This is a genomic window from Micromonospora carbonacea, assembly GCF_014205165.1.
GTDB lineage: Bacteria > Actinomycetota > Actinomycetes > Mycobacteriales > Micromonosporaceae > Micromonospora > Micromonospora carbonacea.
Window position 1 is genome coordinate 3,465,041 of record NZ_JACHMZ010000001.1, and the last position, 21,416, is coordinate 3,486,456.

The window sequence follows — 21,416 nt, forward strand, 5'->3', positions numbered from 1 at the left end:
TCAGCCCTCCACCGGCACGTCGTCGACGGTGGCGGGGGTGACGACGAGGACGCCCGTGTCGACGCCGGCGATCGGGGTGCCGTTCTTGAGGAACTCGGCCAGCAGCTTGACCGCCTGGTAGCCCTGCTCGGCCGGGGCCTGGCTGATGGTCAGGTCGACCACGCCGGCCTTGAGGTACTCGACGGTCTGCGGCTGCACGTCGAAGCCCACCGAGTGGATCTTGCCGACGTTGCCGGACTGCTGGAGCCACTTGGCCCCGGCCGTGAAGCTGCAGCAGTCGAGCGAGACCAGGGCGATCGCGTCCTTCTGCGCGGCCATCGTCGACTCGATGGTGTTGTACGCGGCGCTGGGCTCGTTGCCGGTGTTCACCGGGCCGACGATCTGCAGGCCGGAGTCCTTGACCCCCTCCTGGAAGCCGGAGAACCGGTCGTTGGACCAGCCGGCGCCGGAGTCGACCGAGGCGACGACGACCTTGCCGGTCCTGCCCTTGAGCACGCCCAGCAGCTCCTTGGCCAGGGACCGGCCGGAGGCGACGAGATCCTGGCCGACGAAGCCCATCTGCTTGGACTCGGGGTTGTTGGTGTTGAACGAGATGATCGGGATGCCGGCGTCGTACGCCTGGGCGATGACCGGCTTGAGGGCGTCGTTGCTGGCCGAGGAGACCGCGAGGCCGTGGATCTGCTTCTGGTTGATCAGGGTCTGCAGCTCGGCGACCTGGTCGGCGGGGTTGCCGCCGGACGGGCCGATCATCTGGGCGTCGACGCCGAACTCCTTGGCGCCGCGCTCCATGCCCTGCCGGATCGGGACGGCGAAGGCCAGCGACGGGTCGTGGTAGCTGAGCTTGATCTTGAGCGGTTCGCCCTTTTCTACGGCTTCCTTGATGTAGTCGGCGAGCTTGAACCCGCCGCCGTTCTCGGCGGAGGCGGTGCTGGCCGGGGTGACCGCGCCGCAGGCGGAGTTCGCCAGCAGCGCCAGGCCGAGGGTCGCGACGACCGCGACCCGGCGCCGGAGGGACAGCTTCATCGGGTTGGCTCCTTGGGGTGTGGGGGGAAGGGGAGAAGGCGCGGGCCGGGGACGGTCACCGACGCCCGGAGCGTCTGCGCAGCCAGGTGTCGGCGGCGACGGCGAGGATGATCACCGCGCCGGTCGCCACGGTCTGCCAGAACGAGGAGATGCCGCGCAGGTTGAGGATGTTCTGCAGGACGCCGATGAACGCGACGCCGATGACGGTGCCGAGCATGGTGCCGGAGCCGCCGAACAGGGCCGCCCCGCCGATGATCACGGCGGAGATGGCGGTCAGCTCCATGCCGGTGCCGGTCACGCCCTGCACGTAGGACAGGAACGACAGGCCGAGCACGCCGGCCAGGCCGGCGAGCGTCCCGGACAGGGTGAACGCGGCGACCTTCACCCGGCCGGTGTCGATGCCGCACAGCCGGGCGGCCTCGGCGCTGCCGCCCACGGCGTAGGTGTTGAAGCCGTAGCGGGAGCGGGACAGCACGATCGTGCCGACGACGGCGACGAGCGCGAACAGCACGAGCTGCATCGGCACGACGCCGAACAGCTTGCCCTGGCCGAGCAGGTTGAACTCGGCCACGGCGGGGTCCTTGGCCGACAGCGAGATCGGCGCGCCGCCGCTGAGCAGCAGCGTCACGCCCCGGTAGACGCTCAGGGTGCCGAGCGTGACGATGAACGACGGGATGCCGAAGCCGACCGTCATCAGCCCGTTGAGCAGCCCCGCGGCCGCGCCGGCGGCGATGCCGCCGAGGGCGGCCAGCGGCCAGGCGACGTCGGAGGTCATGAGCAGCCCGCAGACGACGGCGCCGAGGCCGTAGATCGAGCCCACCGAGAGGTCGATCTCGGCGTTGATGATCACGAACGTGACGCCGACGGCCATGATGCCGATCTGGGCGATCTGCTGACCGACGGTGAGGAAGTTGCCCGTCCCCACGAAGCCCGGGGCGATCAGGGTGCCCAGGGCGAACAGCACGACGAGGGCGAGGAAGGTGCTGGCCTCCCGGGCGTGCAGGAAGCGGCGCAGCGGGGAACGGGCGGGCGGGGCGGCGGCGGGCTTCGCCACCGGGGGCGCCACGGGGGTGGTGGTCTGGGCCATCGGTCTCATCTCCTCAGCAGGGCCGCGACGTCGTCCGGGTAGGGCAGGGCGGGAATCACCTCGGCGACGCCGACGGCGTGCGCGCCGGCCGCGGCGGCGAAGCGCACCGCGTCGGTGAGGGCGTCGCCACGGGCCAGGGCCACGGCGAGCGCCCCGGTGAACGCGTCACCCGCGCCGGTGGTGTCGACGACGCGGGCGACGGTGACCGGGTCGACGCGGGTGCGCCGCCCGTCGTGGTCGACGAGGGCGCCGTCGGCGCCGAGGGTGAGCACGATCGTCCCGGCGTACCGGGTGCGCAGCAGGTCCACCAGCTCGTCGCCGGTGGCCGGGTCCGCGGGGTCGCGACCGGTGAGCACCCGGGCCTCGCTGGCGTTGGGCGTGACCACGTCGATCCAGGCCCACGCCTCGTCGGGCAGCGCGACGGCGGGGGCGGGGTTGAGCAGCGTGCGTACGCCGCGCTCGTGGGCGGTGCGCAGCGCGGCGAGGGCCACCGGCAGCGGGATCTCCAGGGAGACCACGACCAGGTCCGCCTCGGCGATGCGGTCGGCGAAGCCCGCGACGTCGGCGGGGGTCAGCTCGTCGAGCGCGCCGGGGGCGATGGCGATGCGGTTCTCGCCGTCGGCGTCGACGAGGATGACGCCGACCATGGTGGCGGAGGCGGTGGTGGTGCGCACGCCCGCCGCGTCCACCCCCTCCCGCGCCCAGAGCTCCCGGGCGGCGGCGCCGAACTGGTCGGCGCCGACGGCGGTCAGCAGGCTGACCCGCGCGCCGAGCCGGGCGGCGGCGACGGCCTGGTTCGAGCCCTTGCCGCCGTGGCCCGAGGCGAAGCTGCCGCCGGAGAGGGTCTCCCCGGCCACCGGCACCCGGGGCACCCGCATGGTCAGCCCGGCGCCGTAGCTGCCGATCACTGCTATCTTCATCCCGACCCCATGTTCATGGACAACCATGTACAACTCAGGGGACCGTAAGGATCGCCGAAGGGCGGTGTCAAGGGCTACGCCGACATTTCGCGGCAACATTCCCGCAACCTGGAAGCGCGCCGAACAGCGCCGAAAGGAGGCTTAGGCCTCCTTCGCGAAGATGATCCCTGCGGCTTTCGTACCATATGGGGCATTTGTTTCCGGCGGCACCGCCGGGCCGGCGCGCCGCGGCCGGACCGCGCGGGCGAGCCCGGGATCCGACCCGCCGACCATAGGGCCACGCTATGAACCGTTCGGTATATATCGATGTCCGCGGATTGACCTTAGGCTCCCCACAACCGCTCGGACCGGCCCTACGGGTTCACGAAGCCCGGGCCGGCCAGAACAAGGGAGGACCGGGAGATGACACTCCCCCGCACGAGCCCCCGCCGGTTGGCCGCCTTCGGCGTCCTCACCACCGCCGCGTTGGCCGCCGCCACGGTCGGTGCGCCGGCCAGCGCGGCGCCCGCCACCGGCGAGATCCTGTCCGCCGGCAGCGCCACGGCGGTCAAGGACAGCTACATCGTGGTGCTGAAGGACAGCGCCGTCGGTGGCCGGGCCGGTACCCGGGCCGCCGCCGTCGCGAGCTCGGCCGGCACCCTCGCCGGCCGGTACGGCGCCACTGTCGGCCACGTGTACGGCGAGGCGCTCAACGGCTTCGAGGTCCGGCTGTCGGAGCGGGCCGCCAAGCGGCTGGCCGCCGACCCGGCCGTGGCGTACGTCGAGCAGAACCAGACCGTGACGGCCACCACGACCCAGACCAACCCGCCGTGGGGCCTGGACCGGATCGACCAGGCCGCCCTCCCGCTGTCGGGCACCTACAGCTACGTCAGCACCGGCTCGGGCGTCACCGCGTACATCATCGACACCGGCATCCGGACCACCCACAGCCAGTTCGGCGGGCGGGCCGTCGACGGCTACGACGCGGTCGACAACGCCCTGCCGGCCGCGGACTGCAACGGCCACGGCACGCACGTCGCCGGCACCGTCGGCGGGTCGACCTACGGCGTGGCCAAGAGCGTCCGGCTGGTGGCCGTGCGGGTGCTCAACTGCTCCGGCAGCGGCACCACCGCGGGCGTCATCGCCGGCATCAACTGGGTGACCTCCAACCACCAGGCCGGCCAGCCGGCGGTGGCGAACATGAGCCTCGGCGGCGGCCTCAACACCTCCCTGAACACCGCCGTGGCCAACTCGATCGCCGACGGCGTCACCTACGCGGTGGCCGCCGGCAACTCCAACGCCAACGCCTGCAACACCTCCCCGGCCGCCGTGCCCACGGCCCTCACCGTCGGCGCGACCCAGAGCGACGGCGCCCGCGCGTCGTACTCGAACTACGGCTCCTGCCTGGACATCTTCGCGCCGGGCTCGGCCGTGCTGTCCGCCTGGTACACCAGCGACACGGCCACCAACACCATCAGCGGCACCTCGATGGCCTCGCCGCACGTGGCCGGCGGCGCCGCCCGCGTGTTGCAGAACAACCCGTCGTGGACCCCGGCGCAGGTGGCGTCGTACCTGACCTCCACCGCCAGCACCGGCACGGTGGGCAGCCCCGGCAGCGGCTCGCCGAACCGCCTGCTCTACCTCTCCCCCACCAGCTGACCTGACGACCAGCCGCCGGCCCCGGGGTGACCACCCCGGGGCCGGCGCGTCGGAGGAAAGGACCGGACATGATCGTTCCTGGCACCCGACGCCGGCGGTCGCTGGCGGCCGCCCTCGGCGTCGCCCTCGCGCTCGGCGCGGGCCCGGCCGCCGCGTCGCCGGCCGCCGCGGCCACCGGACCCATCCGGCACGCCGGCGGCGCGACCGCCGTGCCCGACAGCTACCTCGTGCTGCTGGACGACCGGGCCGCCGCCGGGTCGGCCGCCGCGGTCGCCGCCACCGCCGACCGCCTCGCCGGCAGGTTCGGCGGCGTACGCGGCCACGTCTACCACGCCGCCGTACGCGGCTTCGAGATCCGCCTGCCCGAGCGGGCCGCCCGCCGCCTCGCCGCCGACCCGGCCGTGGCGTACGTCGAGCAGAACCACGTGACGACGCTCGCGGCCGGCGTCCAGCTCAACCCGCCCTCGTGGGGACTGGACCGCATCGACCAGCGCGCGCTCCCGCTCGACGGCCGGTACGCCTACCCGAACACCGCGCCGAACGTGCGCGCCTACGTCCTGGACACCGGCATCCGCGCCAGCCACGTCGACTTCGGCGGCTCGGTGACCGGCGGATACGACGCGGTCGACGGGGCGCTGCCGGCCGACGACTGCAACGGCCACGGCACCCACCTCGCCGGCACGGTCGGCGGCCAGCTGCACGGGGTGGCCAAGGACGTCCGGCTGGTGCCGGTGCGGGTGCTCAACTGCACCGGCAGCGGCACCTGGGCCCAGGTCATCGCCGGCATCGACTGGGTCACCCGCAACGCGGTGAAACCCGCCGTGGCCACCATGGGCCTCGGCGGCAGCGCCAGCAGCACCGTGGATGCCGCGCTGACCGCCTCCATCAGCTCCGGCGTCACGTACACGGTGCCCTCGGGCAGCTCGTCCAGCGACGCCTGCAACTTCTCGCCCGCGCGGGTGCCCACGGCGCTGACGGTCTCCGGCACCCTCCCCACCGACGTGAAGATGAGCTCGGCCAACTACGGCGTCTGCGTGGACATCTTCGCCCCCGGCGGCAGCATCACCTCGACCTGGAACACCAGCGACACGGCCACCAACACGGTCAGCGGCAGCCCGATGGCCGCCGCGCACGTCGCCGGCTGCGCCGCCCTCGTGCTCTCCGACCATCCCACCTGGACGCCGGCGCAGGTGGCGGCGCACCTCGCCGCGACCGCGACCGTCGGTGTCGTCGGCAGCGCGGGCGCCGGCTCGCCGAACCGGATGCTCTACTGCGGCCCCTGACGCCCCGGTGACCGTCCCGCCCGCGGGCCGCGCGGGCGGGACGCTCGGTCAGCGCCGCAGCACGGTGACCGCCTCGGCCCCGCCGACCAGGTCCAGGTCGAGGCGGTCGGTGGCGGTCTCCCAGCCCGGGGTGGCGATGACCGCGCCGCCGGCCACGCCGACGCGCCGCTCGGCGTGCACGGTGACCGAGCCGGCCCCCCGGACGGCCCGCACCCGCACCGGCCGCAGGTCCGGCATGGTCACCGTGAGCTGGTTGGCCCCGGCCGTCAGCCGCACGGCCAGGCTGCCCGCCGCGGCCGGCAGCCGCAGCTCCGTGCGGTCGGTGCCCCCGGCGAGATCCACGCCGATCAGCCGGCCGGCGCGCAGGTCGAGCAGCTGGGTGCTCGCGCCGCCGCCCATCACCAGCCGCCAGGCCACCCGCGAGGTGAGCCGGATCTGCACCGCCCCGGGGCCGGCGCGGCCGGTGGGCGTCAGGTGCAGCGCGACGCCCTCGGCGGTGCGCACCGGCCGCGGGACGCTGTCGCCGTCGACCGGGGTGCTGATCCGGTAGAGGTCCGCGCCGAGGTCGGCGAGGCGCAGGTCGACGGCGGTCGTGCCGGTGACCAGCTCGAACGCGGCCCGGGACCGCCCGCCCAGGGGCGCGGTGACCGTGTGCGGGAGGCCACCGCCGGCTGCCGGGCCACCGCCGCCCACCGCCGGCCCGGTCCCCGCCGCGCGCAGGCCGGGCGGGCCCGAGGCGAGGGCGAACGCGCCGGCGGCGAGCAGGGCCAGGATCACCCCGACTCCGACGACGCCGAGGACCGGTCGACGGCGGGGGCCCGCGCGGCGCCCGGGTTCGACGTCGATCACCGGGCCCGCGAAGAAGCCCGACCCGCCGTACGCGTCGGCCCGGCGCGCGGCGTCGACGTCGACGTGGGGATCGGGCTCCACCACGACCCCCGTGACGACGCGCGGCCGGCGACCGTCGGCGTCGGACGGTGCGGGACGCGTCTCGGGTACGGACATGCGCTGACCTCTCTCCCGGTGGGCGGCACCGGGGAGTACGGATCCGGGGCCGGGATCGATCGACGCCCGGCGCGGCGTTCCGGTCGTCGCCACCGGCCGCCCCGCGCGGGACGGCCACGCCGCCGCCGGCACCCCGGCGGCGGCGTGGCGCGGGTGGGTCCGGTCAGTAACGCGACCACTTCTGGTTGGCCGCGCCCGTGCAGTCCCAGAGCTGGAGCTTGCCGCCGTTGGCCGGGTTCTGGTCGCGGACGTCGACGCAGCGGTTGGCGCTGAGGTTCACCAGGTCACCGTTGCCGTTGAGGGTGAACCGCTGGACCGGGTTGCCGTTGCAGGTGACGAGGTTGACCTCGGTGCCGTTCGCGGTGCCGGCCCAGGCCGGGTCCATGCACTTGCCCATCGCCCGCACGGTGCCGTCGGAGGCGAACGTCCAGGCCTGGGCGGCGGTGGTGTTGCAGTCCCAGATCTGGAGCTTGGCGCCGTCGACGGGGTCGGCGTTGGGGATGTCGACGCACCGGCCGCTCTGCGCGCCGCGCAGCCGGGTGGTGCCGGCCGGCGGGTTGCCGCCGGAGGTGTACCCGGAGACCCGGACGTAGTCGACCAGCATCTGCTGCGGGAACTGCGTGGTGGCGTCGGGGTAGCCCGGCCAGTTGCCGCCCACCGCCACGTTGAGGATCATGAAGAACGGGTGGTCGAACACCCAGCGGTTGCCGCCGAGCCGGCTCGGGTCGACCCGGTGGTACTCGACGCCGTCGAGGTACCAGATGATCGAGTTGGGCTCCCAGTCGACCCGGTAGGTGTGGAAGGCGTCGGCCAGCGGGGCGCCGATGGTGCGGCTGTTGGTGATGCCGCCGCCACCGGAGTAGCCGGGGCCGTGGATGGTGCCGTACACGGTGTTCGGCTCGCGGCCGATGTTCTCCATGATGTCGATCTCGCCCGCGTTCGGCCAGCCGACGCTGCCCATGTCGTTGCCGAGCATCCAGAACGCCGGCCAGATGCCCTGGCCCCGGGGAATCTTGATCCGGGCCTCGAACCGGCCGTACGCCTGGGTGAAGGTCGCGGCGGTCAGCAGCCGGGCGGAGGTGTACTCGCACCGGCCGTAGTGGCACTGGTAGTTCGCCGGGTTCTCCTTGCGCGCGGTGATGACCAGGTTGCCCTGGCCGTCGTGCACGGCGTTGCTGGTGCTGTTGGTGTAGTACTGCCGCTCGTTGTTGCCCCAGCCGCTGCCGCCGATGTCGAACCGCCACCGGCTCTGGTCGACGGGCGTGCCGGCCGGGGCGTTGAACTCGTCCTGCCAGGTGATCGCCCCGATGGCCGCGGCGGCGGGTTCGGCGTGGCCGGGCAGGACGAGGGACACGGTGGAGGCGACGAGCGCGGCGGCGGCGAGGGCGAGCGCCCGGGGGACGGATCGGAGTCTGGTCACTGGGTCTCCTCGGTGGACGGTCCGGGCGGCGACGAGAGTGAGGCGGCCGCCCGGCGACGGCGCGCAGAGAGCGCTCTCTCTATAGCGAAGTCTGTCGATGCATCATCTTTCCGTCAAGACTCCTGCCAGTTCCGGAGGGTCACCGGGGGAACCCGGGGCGTCGCCCCGGCGGGCCGGCGGGCGGCGGAACCCGTAGAGTCTCGCCGTGATCGAGATCGGCGCACGGGTCGACCTGCCCCACCCCACCGGCCGGGTCTGGCGCGCGTTGACGGACCCGACGCTGCTGGCCCGCTGGTACACCGAGGTCGAGCCCGCCGTCGGCCGGCCGGGCCGGCTGCTGCTCTACACGGCGGGGCTGCCCGGCTTCGACGCCGCCGTCGACGCGGAGGTGACCGAGCGGCGGGAGCCGGACGCGCTCGCCCTGCGCTGCCAGGAGGCCGGCCGGCGCACCCTGCTGAGCTGCGCCGTCACCCCCACCGCCGAGGGCTGCCGGCTGACGGTCCGCGAAGCCCTCGACCACGGCCCCTGGCCCGTCGAGCAGCGCGTGCGCCGCGAGCAGTTCTACCAGCAGGCGCTCACCGGCCGGCTGCCCGCCATCCTCGACTGGCTGGCGTTCCAGCAGGTCGACCTGCTCCGCGACCAGGGCCCGCCGACGGCCGAGATGCCGGTCGTCGAGGCGGCCGGCCCCGCGCCCCGGGCGCGCCGTCGGCGACGGGCCCCGCTGGTCGCGGCGCTCGGCGGTGGCGTGCTGGTCACCGGGCTCGCGACCTGGGCGCTGCTGCCCTCGGACCCGGACCGCGCCGCCGCCCCGGAACCGGCGACCGTCCCGCCCGTCGCGACCACCGCCGCCACCAGCGGTCCGCCCCGGGCCACCCCGACCGCCCGGCCCACCCGCGAGGCCACCCCCAGCGCCCGCCCGAGCCGCTCCGCCCCGCCCACGCCGTCGCGGACGCCCACCGCGGCCCCGACGCCGGCGACGCCCCTCGCCGCCCGGTACGAGACCGTGGACACCCGGTTCTTCGGCTACACCGGCGAGGTGGTCGTCGACAACGCGGCCGGCGCGGCGGCCCGCGACTGGACGGTGGTGCTCACCCTGCCCTCGGGCAGCACGATCGACGACGTCGAAGGCGGCGAGTGGGAGCAGGACGGCCGGTCCGTGACCATCACCGGGCCGGCGGTGCCACCGGGCGGATCGCAGACCGTCCGGTTCGACGTCCGCGACGCCGACCCGTTCGTCAAGGCGCCCGAGGCGTGCGCGGTGGCGGACACCCCGTGCGCCGGCCTGTGACGGTCACCGGGGCGGATCACCGGAAGGGCCGGCCCCGGCCCAGGGCGTCGGCGTACCCCCAGCGGCCCCGGATGTCGAGCAGCTCGATCTGGCCCATCTCCTCCGGCACCCCGGCGTCGACCGCCAGGTGGTCGTTGTGGGGTTCGAGGCCGAGCAGCGCGCGCAGCAGCAGCAGCGGCGCCCCGGCGGAGGGCGCGTACGGGTTGTCGGTGAAGTGGTGCGGCACGGGCACCCGGGTGACGGCCCGGTCGTAGCCGGCGAAGTACGGGGGCAGCGCGCCCTCGAAGTGCTGTCCCGCCTCCAGCAGCGCCAGCGCGATCCGGGCCGCCTCCTGGCGGAAGCCGTAGCGGCGCAGCCCCCAGACGATGAGGGAGTTGTCCGCCGGCCAGATCGCGCCGGTGTGGTGGCCCAGCGGATTGAACTGCCCCTCGGTGCTGGCCAGGGTGCGCACCCCCCAGCCGGAGAACAGGGCCGGCCCGAGGAGGTGGCCCACCACGCCCGCGGCGCGTTCCGGCGCGACGATCCCGCTCCACAGCAGGTGCCCGAGGTTGGACGCCAGCGCGTCGACCCGCTGGCCGTCGGCCTGCAACGCCAGCGCGTAGCAGCCCCGGTCGGGCATCCAGAAGTCCCGGTCGAACCGCTCCCGCAGGGCGACGGCGTCGCGTTCGAGCCGGTCGGCGTAGGCCGGGTCGTTCCAGAACAGCCGGGCCATCCGGGCCGCCCGCAGCCGGGCGTCGTAGGCGTACCCCTGGATCTCGCAGATCGCCTGCGGGTAGCTGGCGAGCCGGCCGTCGCGGAAGCAGATGGCCTGCGCCGAGTTGCGCCAGCTCTCGTTGACCGGCCCGGCCCGGCGCTGCCGGCGGCTGGACCAGACGTAGCCGTCGCCGACCGCGTCGGCGTAGTCGTCGAGCCAGCCGATCGCGGCGCGGACCTCGAACTCGTAGCGGCGGACCAGCTCGGCGTCGCCGGTCCAGCGTTCGTACTCGTCGAGCAGGATGACGAACAGCGGCGTGGTGTCGGCGGCGGAGAAGTCGGTCGCGTCGGGGGTGTCGGCGAAGGCGGCCGACTCGCCGTAGCGGCTCTCCTGGACGATCCGGCCCGGCTGCTCGCCGCGGAACGGGTCCATCCGGGCGCCCTGGCTCAGCGCCAGGATCCGCAGCGTGCTCACGGCCCGGTGCGGCAGGAACGGCAGCACCTGGAGGCTGCTGACCAGGCTCTCCCGGCCGAGCAGGGTCATCGACCAGGGCAGGCCGGTGGCGGGCAGCCGGTCGCGGTAGTTGAGGCCCGGGTAGTACAGGGCGGCCAGGTCGCGCACGCTGCGCCGGTACGCCTCGGCCAGCGGCCCGTGGTCGGCGCGCAGCTCGGGCACCCCGGCGACGATCTCGTCGATCTCCCGGCCGGCCTCGGCGCGGGACCGGTGGATGGAGCTGCGCAGCCGTTCCCGCAGGTCCCGTCGGCGCAGGTCCCGCACCAGGGTCAGCACGCGCAGCCGGACCGTCCAGGTGTCGTGCGGGGCGACGGAGACCGCGAAGGAGAATCCGCGCTCGTCGACGCTGGCGGGCGCGCTGGCCGAGACGACCGTCTCCCGGTGCAGGGTGTGTCTGCGGTAGTGCAGCCGCAGCGAGCTGCCGTCGATCGTGGTGGTCACCTCGCGGGCCCGGCGCAGGCCGTCGCGGATGTCCTGCACCTCCGCGAAGTCCGCCCCGACGTCCAGCCGGACGGTGTACCGCACCGGGTCCGCACCGTAGTTGAACAGGGTGACCTCCTCCTCGAAGGCCTCCCCCACGAAGCGGTGCCGCAGGATCGACGTGGTGGCGTTGACGTAGTGGGTGGGCTCGCCGGGCACCAGGGCGAACTTCGACTCGAAGGAGCGCACGTCGTCGATCGACAGTTCGGTGAGTCGTTCCCCGTCGAGGCTCAGCCGCCAGGTCGACAGGAAGCGGGTGTCGAAGAAGAAGAGGCCGAGCGGGGTGACCGGTTCGGCCACGACGTCCCCGTTGCGGGAGCTGATCATGAACATGTTGCCGTAGAAGATGCTGGTCGTGTCGTGCGACCCGACGCCGTCGCGCTCGACGTCGGGCAGCACGTCGGCGCCCGGTCCGGTGGCACGGCTGTCGGCGCGGACGGGCAGCAGCCGGCGGAAGACCAGGAACAACGGCAGGTCGCCCTCGACGGACACCACGCCGCGAAAGAGCATCGCCACGCTGTGGTCGGCGCCGGCGACCAGCCGTTCGAACGTCTCGGGCCGCATCTCCACCAGGCAGTCCGGGTCGTGGCCGTGGCGGGCCACCCGGGCCCGCCCGCCGTCGAGGGTGACGAACCAGGTGCTGGTCGACCCGTCGTCGGTGACGAAGCGGAACGCGATGAGCCCGGTGGGCGTGGTGGGCAGTCGGCCCCGGGACGCCTCCGGGAGGCCGGTGAAGAACCGGTCGAGTTCCGCGCTCACGGGGCGCTCCTGTCACCACGCACCCGCACACCCCTTCCGCTATAGCTGACGAAACGGATGTAATGGCACGAAGGCCACAGTACGCTATGGCGGCCCGCGACGGCCGCGCTTCAGTGGAACGAGAAGCTCATCCACCCACCGCCCGGGAGGGCCCGATGACCGACCGACACACCGCCGCCGGGATGCGCTACTGGACGTACGGACGCGGCCGGCGCGACACGTTTCTGCTGGTGCACGGCTGGTGCTGCGACCACCGGTTCATGGAGCCGGTCGCCCGGCACCTGGCCGGCCGACCCGCCCGGGTGATCGCGGTCGACATGCCGGGGCACGGGCAGAGCCCGCCGCCGCCCGAGGGCTACGGCGTGGAGCAGCTCGCCGCCCGGCTCCGGGCCCTGGCCGCCGAGCTCGACCTGCGGCGGGTGGTCGTGATCGGGCACAGCCTGGGCGGGGTCTGGTCGCTCGCCGCCGCCGCCGGCGACCGGGACCGCTTCGCCGGCCTGGTCATGCTCGACTCCGCCGTGGCCGGGCCGCCGGGTGCCGCCGGCGCGATCGAGGAGATCGCCCGGTCGCTGCGCGACGACACCACCGGCGCGGTCCGGGAGTCGATCGTCCGGTCGTACTTCCTGCCGCAGTCCGACCCCCGGCTGGTGGAGTGGGTGGTCTCGGCCATGGCGCGCCCGTCCACCGAGGTCGCGTACGCGCCGATCGCCGCCCTGGCCGCGTTCGTCGGCGACGGCGGCGACGAGGCGGCCCTGACCCGGTGGGACCGCCCGCTGCTCCTGGTCGGCAGCAACGCGCCGTTCGCCGACTACGCCCGGCTCGCCCGGCTGGCCCCGCAGGCGAACATCGGCCAGGCCGCCGGCTCGGGGCACTTCGTCCAGCTCGAGGTGCCGGACCAGGTCAACGCGATGATCGACCGGCACCTGGAGCTCAACGGCTGACCAGCACCGGCGGGGCCGGCCCGCCCGGTCAGCGGGAGTAGTGCTCGACGACGAGCTGCTCGTCGCAGATCACCGGCACCTCGGCCCGCCGGGGCAGCCGGGTGAGCCGGGCGGCGAGGCCCGCCAGGTCGACGTCGAGGTACGGCGCGGGCCGCTGCGGCGCGTGCGCTCCCCCGGCGGCGACCAGGAACGGCGTCTTGCCCCGGCTGCGCGCGGCCACCGCGATCTCGTCGCCGGGGCGCAGCCGCGCCGACGGACGGTCCACCCGGCGGCCGTTGACGGTCAGGTGCTGGTGGGTGACGAGCTGCCGGGCCTGGTAGATGGTGCGGGCGAACCCCGCGCGCAGCACGAGGGCGTCGAGCCGGGTCTCCAGGTCGACGACGAGCTCCTCGCCGGTCTTGCCCGGCCGGCGCGCCGCCCGGTCGAACGCCCGCCGCAGCTGCCCCTCCCGCAGGTCGTACTGCGCCTTGAGGCGCTGCTTCTCCAGCAGCCGGACCTTGTAGTCGCTGTCCTTGGTCCGGGCCCGGCCGTGGTCCCCGGGCGGGAACGGGCGGCGCTCCAGGTACCGCACGCACTTGGGGGTCAGGGCGATGCCGAGGCGGCGCGACCGCTTGGCCTTGGGGCGGGACTGATTCATCATCTGCCTCTCAGGTAAGGTAAGCCTAACCTAATAGGAGGTGCAGATGTCGGGCAACATCCCCCCGGCCACCGTCGCGGTGGCCGCCGGCACACCGGCCGAGCGGCTGCGTACCCTGCTCGTTGCCGCCGACTCGGTGACGCTGCTGACCCCGACACACCGGGCCGAGCTCACCGGCCGGCACCGGGTGGGCCCCGACGGCCGGCTCCGCGTCGAGCTGCCGGCCGACTCCGGCGCGGCCCGGGAGCTGGCCCGGGAGGGGGACCTGCCCGCCGTCGTGCACGCGGCGGACCTCGCCCCGGTCCCGATGCCCGACCGGGTACGCGGCCGGGCCACCCTCACCGGCTGGCTGACCGTCGAGGGGCTGCGCGGCCGGCGGCCCGACCTCGTCGCGGTGCTGCACCTCGCCACGGCCGGGATCACCGACACCGGCGGCACCACCCCGGTCGACCCGGACGCGTTCGCCACGGCCCGCCCCGACCCGCTCGCCCCCGCCGAGACGGAGCTGCTGCGTCGCCTCGCCACCGACGCGAGCACCGTGGAACAGCTCACCGGGCTGGTCCCCGCGCGGCTGCGGCCGGCCGACGCCCGGATCCACCTGCTGCGGCTGGACCGCGCCGGCATCGTCCTGCGGGTGCAGGCCCCCGCCGGGTCCACCGCGCGTGCGCACGACGTGCGACTGCCCTTCGCCCGGCCGCTGCGCGACCCAGACCAGCTCGACGCGCGCCTCGACGCGCTGCTCGGCCGGCCACCGCGCCGCGCCCTGCGCACCCGGGGGTGAGGGTCCACGCCCGACCGCCGGTGGCGGGCGTCGGTCATGCTCGAAGGGTGATTCGCTTTCTGTTGAACGTATTGTGGCTCGTCTTCGGCGGCGGGATCGTCCTGGCCCTCGGGTACGGGATCGCGGCGCTGATCTGCTTCGTGCTGGTCGTCACGATCCCGTTCGGCGTCGCGTCGCTGCGGCTGGCCAGCTACTCGCTGTGGCCCTTCGGCCGGACGGTGGTGCCGAAGCCGGGCGCGGGCGTCGGCTCCGGTCTGGCCAACGTGCTGTGGGTGGTGCTCGCGGGCTGGTGGCTGGCCCTGTCGCACATCGTCGCCGGCGTCGCCCTCTGCGTCACGATCATCGGCATCCCGTTCGGGATCGCCAACTTCAAGCTCGTCCCCGCCGCGTTCTGGCCCCTGGGGCGGGAGGTCGTCGACGCGCCGTAGCCGCCGGATCGTCGGCCGGCCCCGAGGAGCGCGACGCCGCCGAGCCGGCGGCCCGGCAATGACCTGCGCCGTCGGGGTCAGGGGCGGTAGCGGTAGCCCATGCCCGGTTCGGTGATCAGGTGCCGGGGCCGGGCCGGGTCGTCCTCCAGCTTGCGCCGCAGTTGGGCCATGTACTGCCGCAGGTAGTTGGTTTCGTTCTGGTATTCCGGTCCCCACACGTCGTGCAGCAGCTGCCGCTGGCTGACCAGCTTGCCGGGGTGGCGCAGCAGCTTGTCGAGCACCGCCCACTGGGTGGGGGTGAGCCGCACCGGCGCGCCGTCGTCGCGGGTGACCGTGCGGTCGACCAGGTCGACCGTGTGCCGCCCCACCCGCGGGGCCGGGGTCGCGCCGTCCGCCGACGGGGTGGCGAGGCGGCGGGTGACGGCGCGGATGCGGGCGAGCAGTTCGTCGACGCCGAAGGGCTTGGTGACGTAGTCGTCGGCGCCCGCGTCGAGGGCGGCGACCTTGTCCTCGCTGCCGGCCCGGCCCGACAGCACGATGATCGGCACGCTCGTCCACCCGCGCAGGCCCCGGATCACCTCCACGCCGTCGAGGTCGGGCAGCCCGAGGTCGAGCACCACCAGGTCCGGCGGGTGGGCGGCGGCGGCCTTCAACACGGCCGTGCCCGTCTCGGCGACCCGCACGTCATAGCCGCGGGCACGCAGGTTGATGCGCAGCGCGCGCAGGATCTGGGGCTCGTCGTCGACGACGAGGATGCGGCTCATTCCTGCGGCCCCTCCGGCTGGTGCTGCGCTTGCGGCTGACCCCGTTCCCCGGCCTCCGGCGGCCCGGGGCGGACCGGCGGACCGGCGGCGGGCAGGCGCAGCACCATGGTCAGCCCCCCACCGGGGGTGGTCTCGGGGGTGATGGTGCCACCCATGGCCTCGACGAGGCCGCGGGACAGGGCGAGACCGAGGCCCACCCCGGTCTGGTTGTCGCGGTCGCCGAGGCGCTGGAACGGCAGGAAGACGTGCTCCCACTGGTCGGCGGGGATGCCGGGGCCGGTGTCGACCACCCGCAGCTCGACCTGGCCGGCGTGGGCGCTGGCGGCGACGGTGGGCGGCCGGCCGGGCGGGCTGTGCCGCAGGGCGTTCGCGACGACGTTGACCAGCACGCGTTCCAGCAGCCCGGGGTCGGCCCACGCGGCGGGCAGGTCCGTGGGGAGGTCGGTGCCGACGTCGGCGGCGGCCGGGCCGAGCTCGTCCAACGCCCGGGGCACCACGTCCTCCAGCCCGACCGCGGTGGCGGTGACGCCGAGCGCGCCGGCCTGCAACCGGCTCATGTCCAGCAGGTTCGCCACCAGCCGACCCAACCGGTCGAGGGACTCGTCGGCGGTGGCGAGCAGCTCCTCGCGGTCGTCGGCGTCGAACTCGACGTCGGGGCTGCGCAGGCTGCTCACCGCCGCCTTCGCCGACGCCAGGGGCGTACGCAGGTCGTGGCTGACGGCGGCGAGCAGCGCGGTGCGCATCCGGTCGGCCTCCGCGAGGGGCCCGGCGGCGGCGGCCTGAACAGCGAGGCGTTCCTGCCGCAGCGCGACGGCGGCCTGGGCGGCGAACGCCTCGACGACGCGCCGGTCGGCGGCCGCCAACCGCCGGCCGGACAGCACGACGGTGAGCGTGTCGTCGACGGGCACGGCCGTCTCCCCCGCGTCGGGGCTGCCGGCCGGGGCGTCCCCGACGCTGGCCACCACCCGCCAGGCGGCCCGGTCCCGGTCCCGGTCGGGGCGGCCCCGCGCCTCGTCGACCAGCTCCAGGACGCTGACCGCGCGCAGCGCGAACGTCTCCCGCAGCCGGTCCAGCAGGGCCGGCAGCGGACGCTCGCCGCGCAGCACGCCGCCGGCCACGGTGGCGAGGGTCTGCGCGTCGGCGGAGGCCCGGGCGGCCTCCCTGGTGCGCCGGGCGGCAACGTCGACGACCCAGCTCACGGCGACGGCGACGCCGACGAAGACGCCCAGCGCCAGCAGGTTGTCGGCCTCGGCGATGGTCAGCGTGCGGTACGGCGGGGTGAAGAACCAGTTGAGCAGCAGCGACCCGCCGAGGGCGGCGACCAGCGCCGGCCAGAGGCCGCCGACCAGGGCCACCCCCACGACCCCGGCGAGGAACAGCAGGATGTCGTTGGTGAGGGTGAGATCCGGCAGGGTGCGCAGCCCCAGGGTGAGCGCCGGCATGCCGAGCGCCGCGAGGGCGAAGCCGAGCAGCCTGCGCCGCCGCGACAGGGCGGCCGGCGTGGCGGCGGCCCGCCGGCCGCGCCCGGCCTCGGGGTGGGTGACCAGGTGCACGTCGATCGGCCCGGACAGGGCGGTGGTGGTGACGCCGACGCCCCGGGAGAAGAGCTGGGCGAACCGGCCCCGGCGGCTCGCGCCGAGCACGAGCTGGGTGGCGTTGACACCCCGGGCGAAGTCGAGCAGCGCCGCCGGGACGTCCGCGCCGAGCACCTGGTGGTAGGTGCCGCCGAGGCCCTCGACGAGGACCCGCTGGCGGGCCAGCCGGGCGGGGTCGGCGCCGGCCAGGCCGTCGCTGCGGGCGACGTGCACGGCCAGCAGGTCCGCGCCCCGGCCCCGGGCGGCGATCCGGGCGGCGCGGCGGATCAGCGTGTCCCCCTCCGGCCCGCCGGTCAGGGCCACGACGACGCGTTCGCGGGCCTCCCAGGTGTCGGAGATGCCCTGCTGGGCGCGGTACGCGCCGAGCTGGTCGTCGACGGTGTCGGCGAGCCAGAGCAGGGCCAGCTCGCGCAGGGCGGTGAGGTTGCCGACCCGGAAGTAGTTGCCGAGGGCGGCGTCGATCCGGTCGGGGCCGTAGACGTTGCCGTGGGCCATCCTCCGGCGCAGCGCCTCCGGGGTCATGTCGACGAGCTCGACCTGCTCGGCGGCGCGGACGACGGCGTCCGGGACGGTCTCGCGCTGGGTGGTGCCGGTGATCCGGGCGACCACGTCGTTGAGCGACTCCAGGTGCTGGACGTTGACGGTGGTCAGCACGGTGATGCCGGCGTCGAGCAGCTCCCGCACGTCCTGCCAGCGCTTCTCGTGGCGGGAGCCGGGCACGTTGGTGTGGGCCAGCTCGTCGACGACGACGACCTCGGGGCGGCGGGCCAGCACGCCGTCGAGGTCCAGCTCGGTGAGCTGCACGCCCCGGTGGGTGAGGACCCGCCGGGGCACCTGTTCGAGGTCGCCGACCATGGCGGCGGTGTGCGGGCGGCCGTGGGTCTCGACCAGCCCGATCACCACGTCGGTGCCGCGCGCGGCCCGCCGTCGGGCCTCTTCGAGCATCGCGTACGTCTTGCCGACGCCGGGCGCGGCCCCGAGGTAGACGCGCAGCTCTCCGGTGGGCACCGTGTTCCTCCTTCCATGGGTCGACGTGGCCGACGTGGGCCGGGGCGGGCGTCGGCGGTCCGCCCCGGCCAGGGTTCAACGACCGGGGAGCCGCCGGTCGAGGGCGAGGTTCAGCTCCAGCACGTTAACGCCGGGCTCGCCCAGGAAGCCCAGCGCCCGGCCGGTGGTGTGCGCGGCCACCAGCCGCCGGACGGCCGCCGGGTCCGCGCCGCGCTCGCGGGCCACGCGGGCGACCTGGAGTTCGGCGTACGCGGGGCTGATGTGCGGGTCGAGGCCGCTGCCGCTGGCGGTGACCGCGTCGGCGGGCACGGCCGGGTCGGCCGGGGCGTCGCCGCGCACCGGGACGAGCACCGCGCCGGCGGCGACGTAGTCCTCGCCGGGCCGCGCCAGCTCCACCGCGACGCCCTGCCAGGTGGCCACGAACGGGGTGGCGGGGGCGGTCTGGTTGACGCTGACGACGCGGGTGACCGGGCCGGTGAACCCGTCGCGACGGAACACGCCGAGGACGGCGCCGACCCCGTCGGCGGTGCAGTACGGCCGCCGCCCGTCCACCCCGTTCAGCGCGCCGACGGCCCGGCTGCGGGCGCAGACCCGGGTGAGCAGGCTCGTCGACGAATCGGCGGGGTCGGCGGCCAGGGTGTCGACGACGCTCTCCGGGCCGAGGTTGCTCGCCGCCGTGGCGGTGGGATCGTAGCCGTCGCCGGCCGCCGAGGGGCGGGACTGGAAGTAGCGCGGGACGGGGTCGCCGGCGGCGTCGGTGAACGCCTGGCCGAGGAACGCGCTGCCGACGGTCCGGCCGCCGGCGGTGACGAGCGATCCGTCGGCGCGGGCGTCGAGGCCGGGCAGCCGGGCGGCGGCGACCAGGGCGAGCGGGTACGCGAGGCCGAGCAGGGCGGTGAGCACGAGCAGGGCGCGCAGGGCGGCCAGGTGTTGGGCGAGCCAGGTGGGTGGGCGCATCACGAGATCCCCGGGACGAACTGGACGAGCAGGTCGATGAGCTTGATGCCGACGAACGGCACGACAATGCCGCCGAGGCCGTAGACCAGCAGGTTGCGGCGCAGCAGCGTCGCCGCCGCCGCAGGCCGGTAGCGCACGCCCCGCAGGGCCAGCGGGATGAGCGCGACGATGACGATCGCGTTGAAGACGACGGCCGCGAGGATCGCGGACTCCGGGCTGGCCAGCCGCATGACGTTCAGCGTGTCCAGGCCCGGGTAGATGCCGGCGAACATGGCCGGGATGATCGCGAAGTACTTCGCGACGTCGTTGGCGATGGAGAAGGTCGTCAGGGCGCCCCGGGTGATGAGGAGCTGCTTGCCGATCTCGACGATCTCGATGAGCTTGGTCGGGTCGGAGTCGAGGTCGACCATGTTGCCGGCCTCCTTCGCCGCCGACGTGCCGGTGTTCATGGCCACCCCGACGTCGGCCTGGGCCAGCGCCGGGGCGTCGTTGGTGCCGTCACCGGTCATCGCGACCAGCCGGCCGCCGGCCTGCTCGCGCCTGATCAGGTCGAGCTTGTCCTCCGGCGTGGCCTCGGCGAGGAAGTCGTCCACCCCGGCCTCGTCGGCGATCGCCTGCGCGGTGCGCGGATTGTCGCCCGTGATCATGACGGTGCGGATGCCCATCCGGCGCATCTCGTCGAAGCGCTCCCGCATGCCCGGCTTGACCACGTCCTTGAGGTGGATCACGCCGAGCGCCCGCGCCGGTGCGCCCCGGACGTGCTCGGCCACCACGAGCGGGGTGCCGCCGAGCCCGCTGATCTCGTCGACCACCTGGCCGACCTGCTCGGTGGGGTGGCCGCCGTGCTCACGGACCCAATTCGTCACGGCTGCCGCCGCGCCCTTGCGGACCCGCCGGGCGGGACCGGTGGCGCCGTCCGGGGCGAGGTCGACGCCGCTCATCCGGGTCTGGGCGGTGAACGGCACGAACGTGGCGTGCGGCACGAGGCCCGGTTCCCGCTCCCGCAGCCCGAAGTCGTTCCTGGCGAGGACGATCACGGACCGGCCCTCGGGGGTCTCGTCGGCGAGGCTGGACAGTTGGGCCGCGTCGGCCAGCTCGGCGGCGTCGACCCCGTCGACGGGCCGGAACTCGGCCGCCTGCCGGTTGCCGAGGGTGATGGTGCCGGTCTTGTCCAGCAGCAGGGTGTGCACGTCACCGGCGGCCTCGACGGCCCGGCCGCTCATGGCCAACACGTTGCGCTGCACCAGGCGGTCCATGCCGGCGATGCCGATCGCCGAGAGCAGCGCGCCGATGGTGGTGGGAATGAGGCAGACCAGCAACGACACCAGCACCACGCCGCTGACGCCGGCGTCGGTGATCGCGCCGGTCTCGGGCGCCGCGCCCTGGTAGCCCTTCGAGAAGATGGCGAGGGGCTGGAGCGTGACCACGGCCAGCAGGAAGATGAGGGTGAGCGCGGCGAGCAGGATGTTGAGCGCGATCTCGTTCGGCGTCTTCTGCCGGTTCGCGCCCTCGACCAGGGCGATCATCCGGTCGACGAAGCTCTCCCCCGGCCGCTGGGTGATCCGCACGACGATCCGGTCGGAGAGCACCCTCGTGCCGCCGGTGACGGCGCTGCGGTCGCCGCCCGACTCCCGGATGACGGGGGCGGACTCGCCGGTGATGGCCGACTCGTCGACGCTGGCGATGCCCTCGACGACGTCGCCGTCGCCGGGGATGGTCCCGCCGGCGCGGACGAGCACGACATCGCCCTGCCGCAGCTCGGCGGCGGGCACCGCCTCGTCCCGGTACGCGTCTGCGGGCGCGCCCGCAGACCAGCCGACCAGCCGGGTGGCGATGGTCTCCTGCTTGGCCCGGCGCAGGGTGGCGGCCTGGGCCTTGCCGCGTCCCTCTGCAACGGCCTCGGCGAGGTTGGCGAAGACGACGGTGAGCCAGAGCCAGCCGGTGATGGCCCAGGCGAAGACCGAGGGGTCGGTCACGGCGAGCACGGTGGTGAAGGCCGCGCCGAGCTCCACGATCAGCAGCACCGGGTTGCGCCACAGGGTGCGCGGGTCGAGCTTGCGCAGCGCGTCCGGCAGGGCGGCCAGGAGCTGCCCCGGGTCGAGCAGGCCGCCGCCGGCCGGGTTGCCCCGGGTGGCGGGCGTGCCGGCGGTGCCGTGCGGTGCCGGCGTGGACGTGGTCATGTCCTTCTCTCTCAT

At 74.7% G+C, this 21,416-nt stretch carries 16 protein-coding genes and 1 pseudogene; 6 read left to right on the forward strand and 11 right to left on the reverse strand.

The window, feature by feature from the left end; genetic code table 11:
- The 3 genes and pseudogenes from HDA31_RS14920 to HDA31_RS14930 all read right to left on the reverse strand — a co-directional run bounded on the left by HDA31_RS14920 (position 1) and on the right by HDA31_RS14930 (position 3,030).
- Complete coding sequence (locus HDA31_RS14920) at positions 1-1,023, reverse strand: substrate-binding domain-containing protein (RefSeq protein ID WP_077937873.1); 1,023 nt, start codon at positions 1,021-1,023, stop codon at positions 1-3.
- 109 nt (positions 1,024-1,132) lie between these two features.
- Positions 1,133-2,110, reverse strand: a pseudogene (locus HDA31_RS14925) (ABC transporter permease); the annotation flags it as partial.
- 5 nt (positions 2,111-2,115) lie between these two features.
- On the reverse strand, positions 2,116-3,030 hold the full coding sequence (locus HDA31_RS14930; protein ID WP_178064757.1) for a ribokinase: 915 nt from the start codon (positions 3,028-3,030) through the stop codon (positions 2,116-2,118).
- A gap of 402 nt (positions 3,031-3,432) precedes the next feature.
- Between HDA31_RS14930 and HDA31_RS14935 the strand changes: the two genes are divergently transcribed.
- The gene (locus tag HDA31_RS14935) at positions 3,433-4,668 is read left to right on the forward strand and encodes a S8 family peptidase (RefSeq protein ID WP_178064756.1); all 1,236 of its coding nucleotides are present in this window, start codon (positions 3,433-3,435) and stop codon (positions 4,666-4,668) included.
- A gap of 68 nt (positions 4,669-4,736) precedes the next feature.
- A complete protein-coding gene (locus HDA31_RS14940) occupies positions 4,737-5,951 on the forward strand; it encodes a S8 family peptidase (protein WP_178064755.1) in 1,215 nt (404 codons plus the stop codon).
- 48 nt (positions 5,952-5,999) lie between these two features.
- Here the strand turns inward: HDA31_RS14940 and HDA31_RS14945 are convergent, their stop codons facing one another.
- Positions 6,000-6,956: a hypothetical protein gene (locus HDA31_RS14945; protein ID WP_178064754.1), complete on the reverse strand. Its 957-nt coding sequence runs from the start codon at positions 6,954-6,956 to the stop codon at positions 6,000-6,002.
- 163 nt (positions 6,957-7,119) lie between these two features.
- Positions 7,120-8,376, reverse strand: a complete 1,257-nt coding sequence (locus HDA31_RS14950; RefSeq protein WP_074476077.1) for a glycoside hydrolase family 16 protein — start codon at positions 8,374-8,376, stop codon at positions 7,120-7,122.
- A gap of 205 nt (positions 8,377-8,581) precedes the next feature.
- Here HDA31_RS14950 and HDA31_RS14955 point away from each other — a divergent pair, with 205 nt between their 5' ends.
- Positions 8,582-9,664: an SRPBCC family protein gene (locus HDA31_RS14955; protein WP_178064753.1), complete on the forward strand. Its 1,083-nt coding sequence runs from the start codon at positions 8,582-8,584 to the stop codon at positions 9,662-9,664.
- Between the two features lie 16 nt (positions 9,665-9,680).
- Here HDA31_RS14955 and HDA31_RS14960 read toward each other — a convergent pair whose 3' ends face one another.
- Positions 9,681-12,110 carry a glycogen debranching N-terminal domain-containing protein gene (locus HDA31_RS14960; RefSeq protein ID WP_178064752.1) on the reverse strand — a complete coding sequence of 810 codons (2,430 nt, stop codon included), beginning with the start codon at positions 12,108-12,110 and terminating at the stop codon, positions 9,681-9,683.
- A 155-nt stretch (positions 12,111-12,265) separates the two neighbouring features.
- On the opposite strand from HDA31_RS14960, the gene HDA31_RS14965 reads away from it, so the two are divergent.
- Positions 12,266-13,051, forward strand: coding sequence for an alpha/beta fold hydrolase (locus HDA31_RS14965; protein ID WP_178064751.1), 786 nt, complete (start codon positions 12,266-12,268; stop codon positions 13,049-13,051).
- Between the two features lie 28 nt (positions 13,052-13,079).
- Here the strand turns inward: HDA31_RS14965 and rpsD are convergent, their stop codons facing one another.
- Positions 13,080-13,688, reverse strand: a complete 609-nt coding sequence (rpsD, locus tag HDA31_RS14970; RefSeq protein WP_074476080.1) for a 30S ribosomal protein S4 — start codon at positions 13,686-13,688, stop codon at positions 13,080-13,082.
- Between the two features lie 46 nt (positions 13,689-13,734).
- Between rpsD and HDA31_RS32980 the strand changes: the two genes are divergently transcribed.
- Together HDA31_RS32980 and HDA31_RS14980 are read left to right on the forward strand one after the other, a co-directional pair.
- A complete protein-coding gene (locus HDA31_RS32980; protein ID WP_178064750.1) occupies positions 13,735-14,469 on the forward strand; it encodes a DUF2470 domain-containing protein in 735 nt (244 codons plus the stop codon).
- Between the two features lie 47 nt (positions 14,470-14,516).
- On the forward strand, positions 14,517-14,897 hold the full coding sequence (locus HDA31_RS14980; protein WP_178064749.1) for a YccF domain-containing protein: 381 nt from the start codon (positions 14,517-14,519) through the stop codon (positions 14,895-14,897).
- A gap of 77 nt (positions 14,898-14,974) precedes the next feature.
- Here HDA31_RS14980 and HDA31_RS14985 read toward each other — a convergent pair whose 3' ends face one another.
- The 4 genes from HDA31_RS14985 to kdpB all read right to left on the reverse strand — a co-directional run bounded on the left by HDA31_RS14985 (position 14,975) and on the right by kdpB (position 21,401).
- Complete coding sequence (locus HDA31_RS14985; RefSeq protein WP_178064748.1) at positions 14,975-15,661, reverse strand: response regulator; 687 nt, start codon at positions 15,659-15,661, stop codon at positions 14,975-14,977.
- Positions 15,658-18,264: a sensor histidine kinase gene (locus tag HDA31_RS14990; RefSeq protein ID WP_178064747.1), complete on the reverse strand. Its 2,607-nt coding sequence runs from the start codon at positions 18,262-18,264 to the stop codon at positions 15,658-15,660. Before HDA31_RS14990 ends, HDA31_RS14985 begins: the two co-directional genes overlap by 4 nt.
- A gap of 75 nt (positions 18,265-18,339) precedes the next feature.
- A complete protein-coding gene (locus HDA31_RS14995) occupies positions 18,340-19,221 on the reverse strand; it encodes a potassium-transporting ATPase subunit C (protein ID WP_178064746.1) in 882 nt (293 codons plus the stop codon).
- Positions 19,221-21,401: a potassium-transporting ATPase subunit KdpB gene (gene kdpB / locus HDA31_RS15000; RefSeq protein WP_178064745.1), complete on the reverse strand. Its 2,181-nt coding sequence runs from the start codon at positions 21,399-21,401 to the stop codon at positions 19,221-19,223. Before kdpB ends, HDA31_RS14995 begins: the two co-directional genes overlap by 1 nt.
- Positions 21,402-21,416 lie beyond the last annotated feature (15 nt).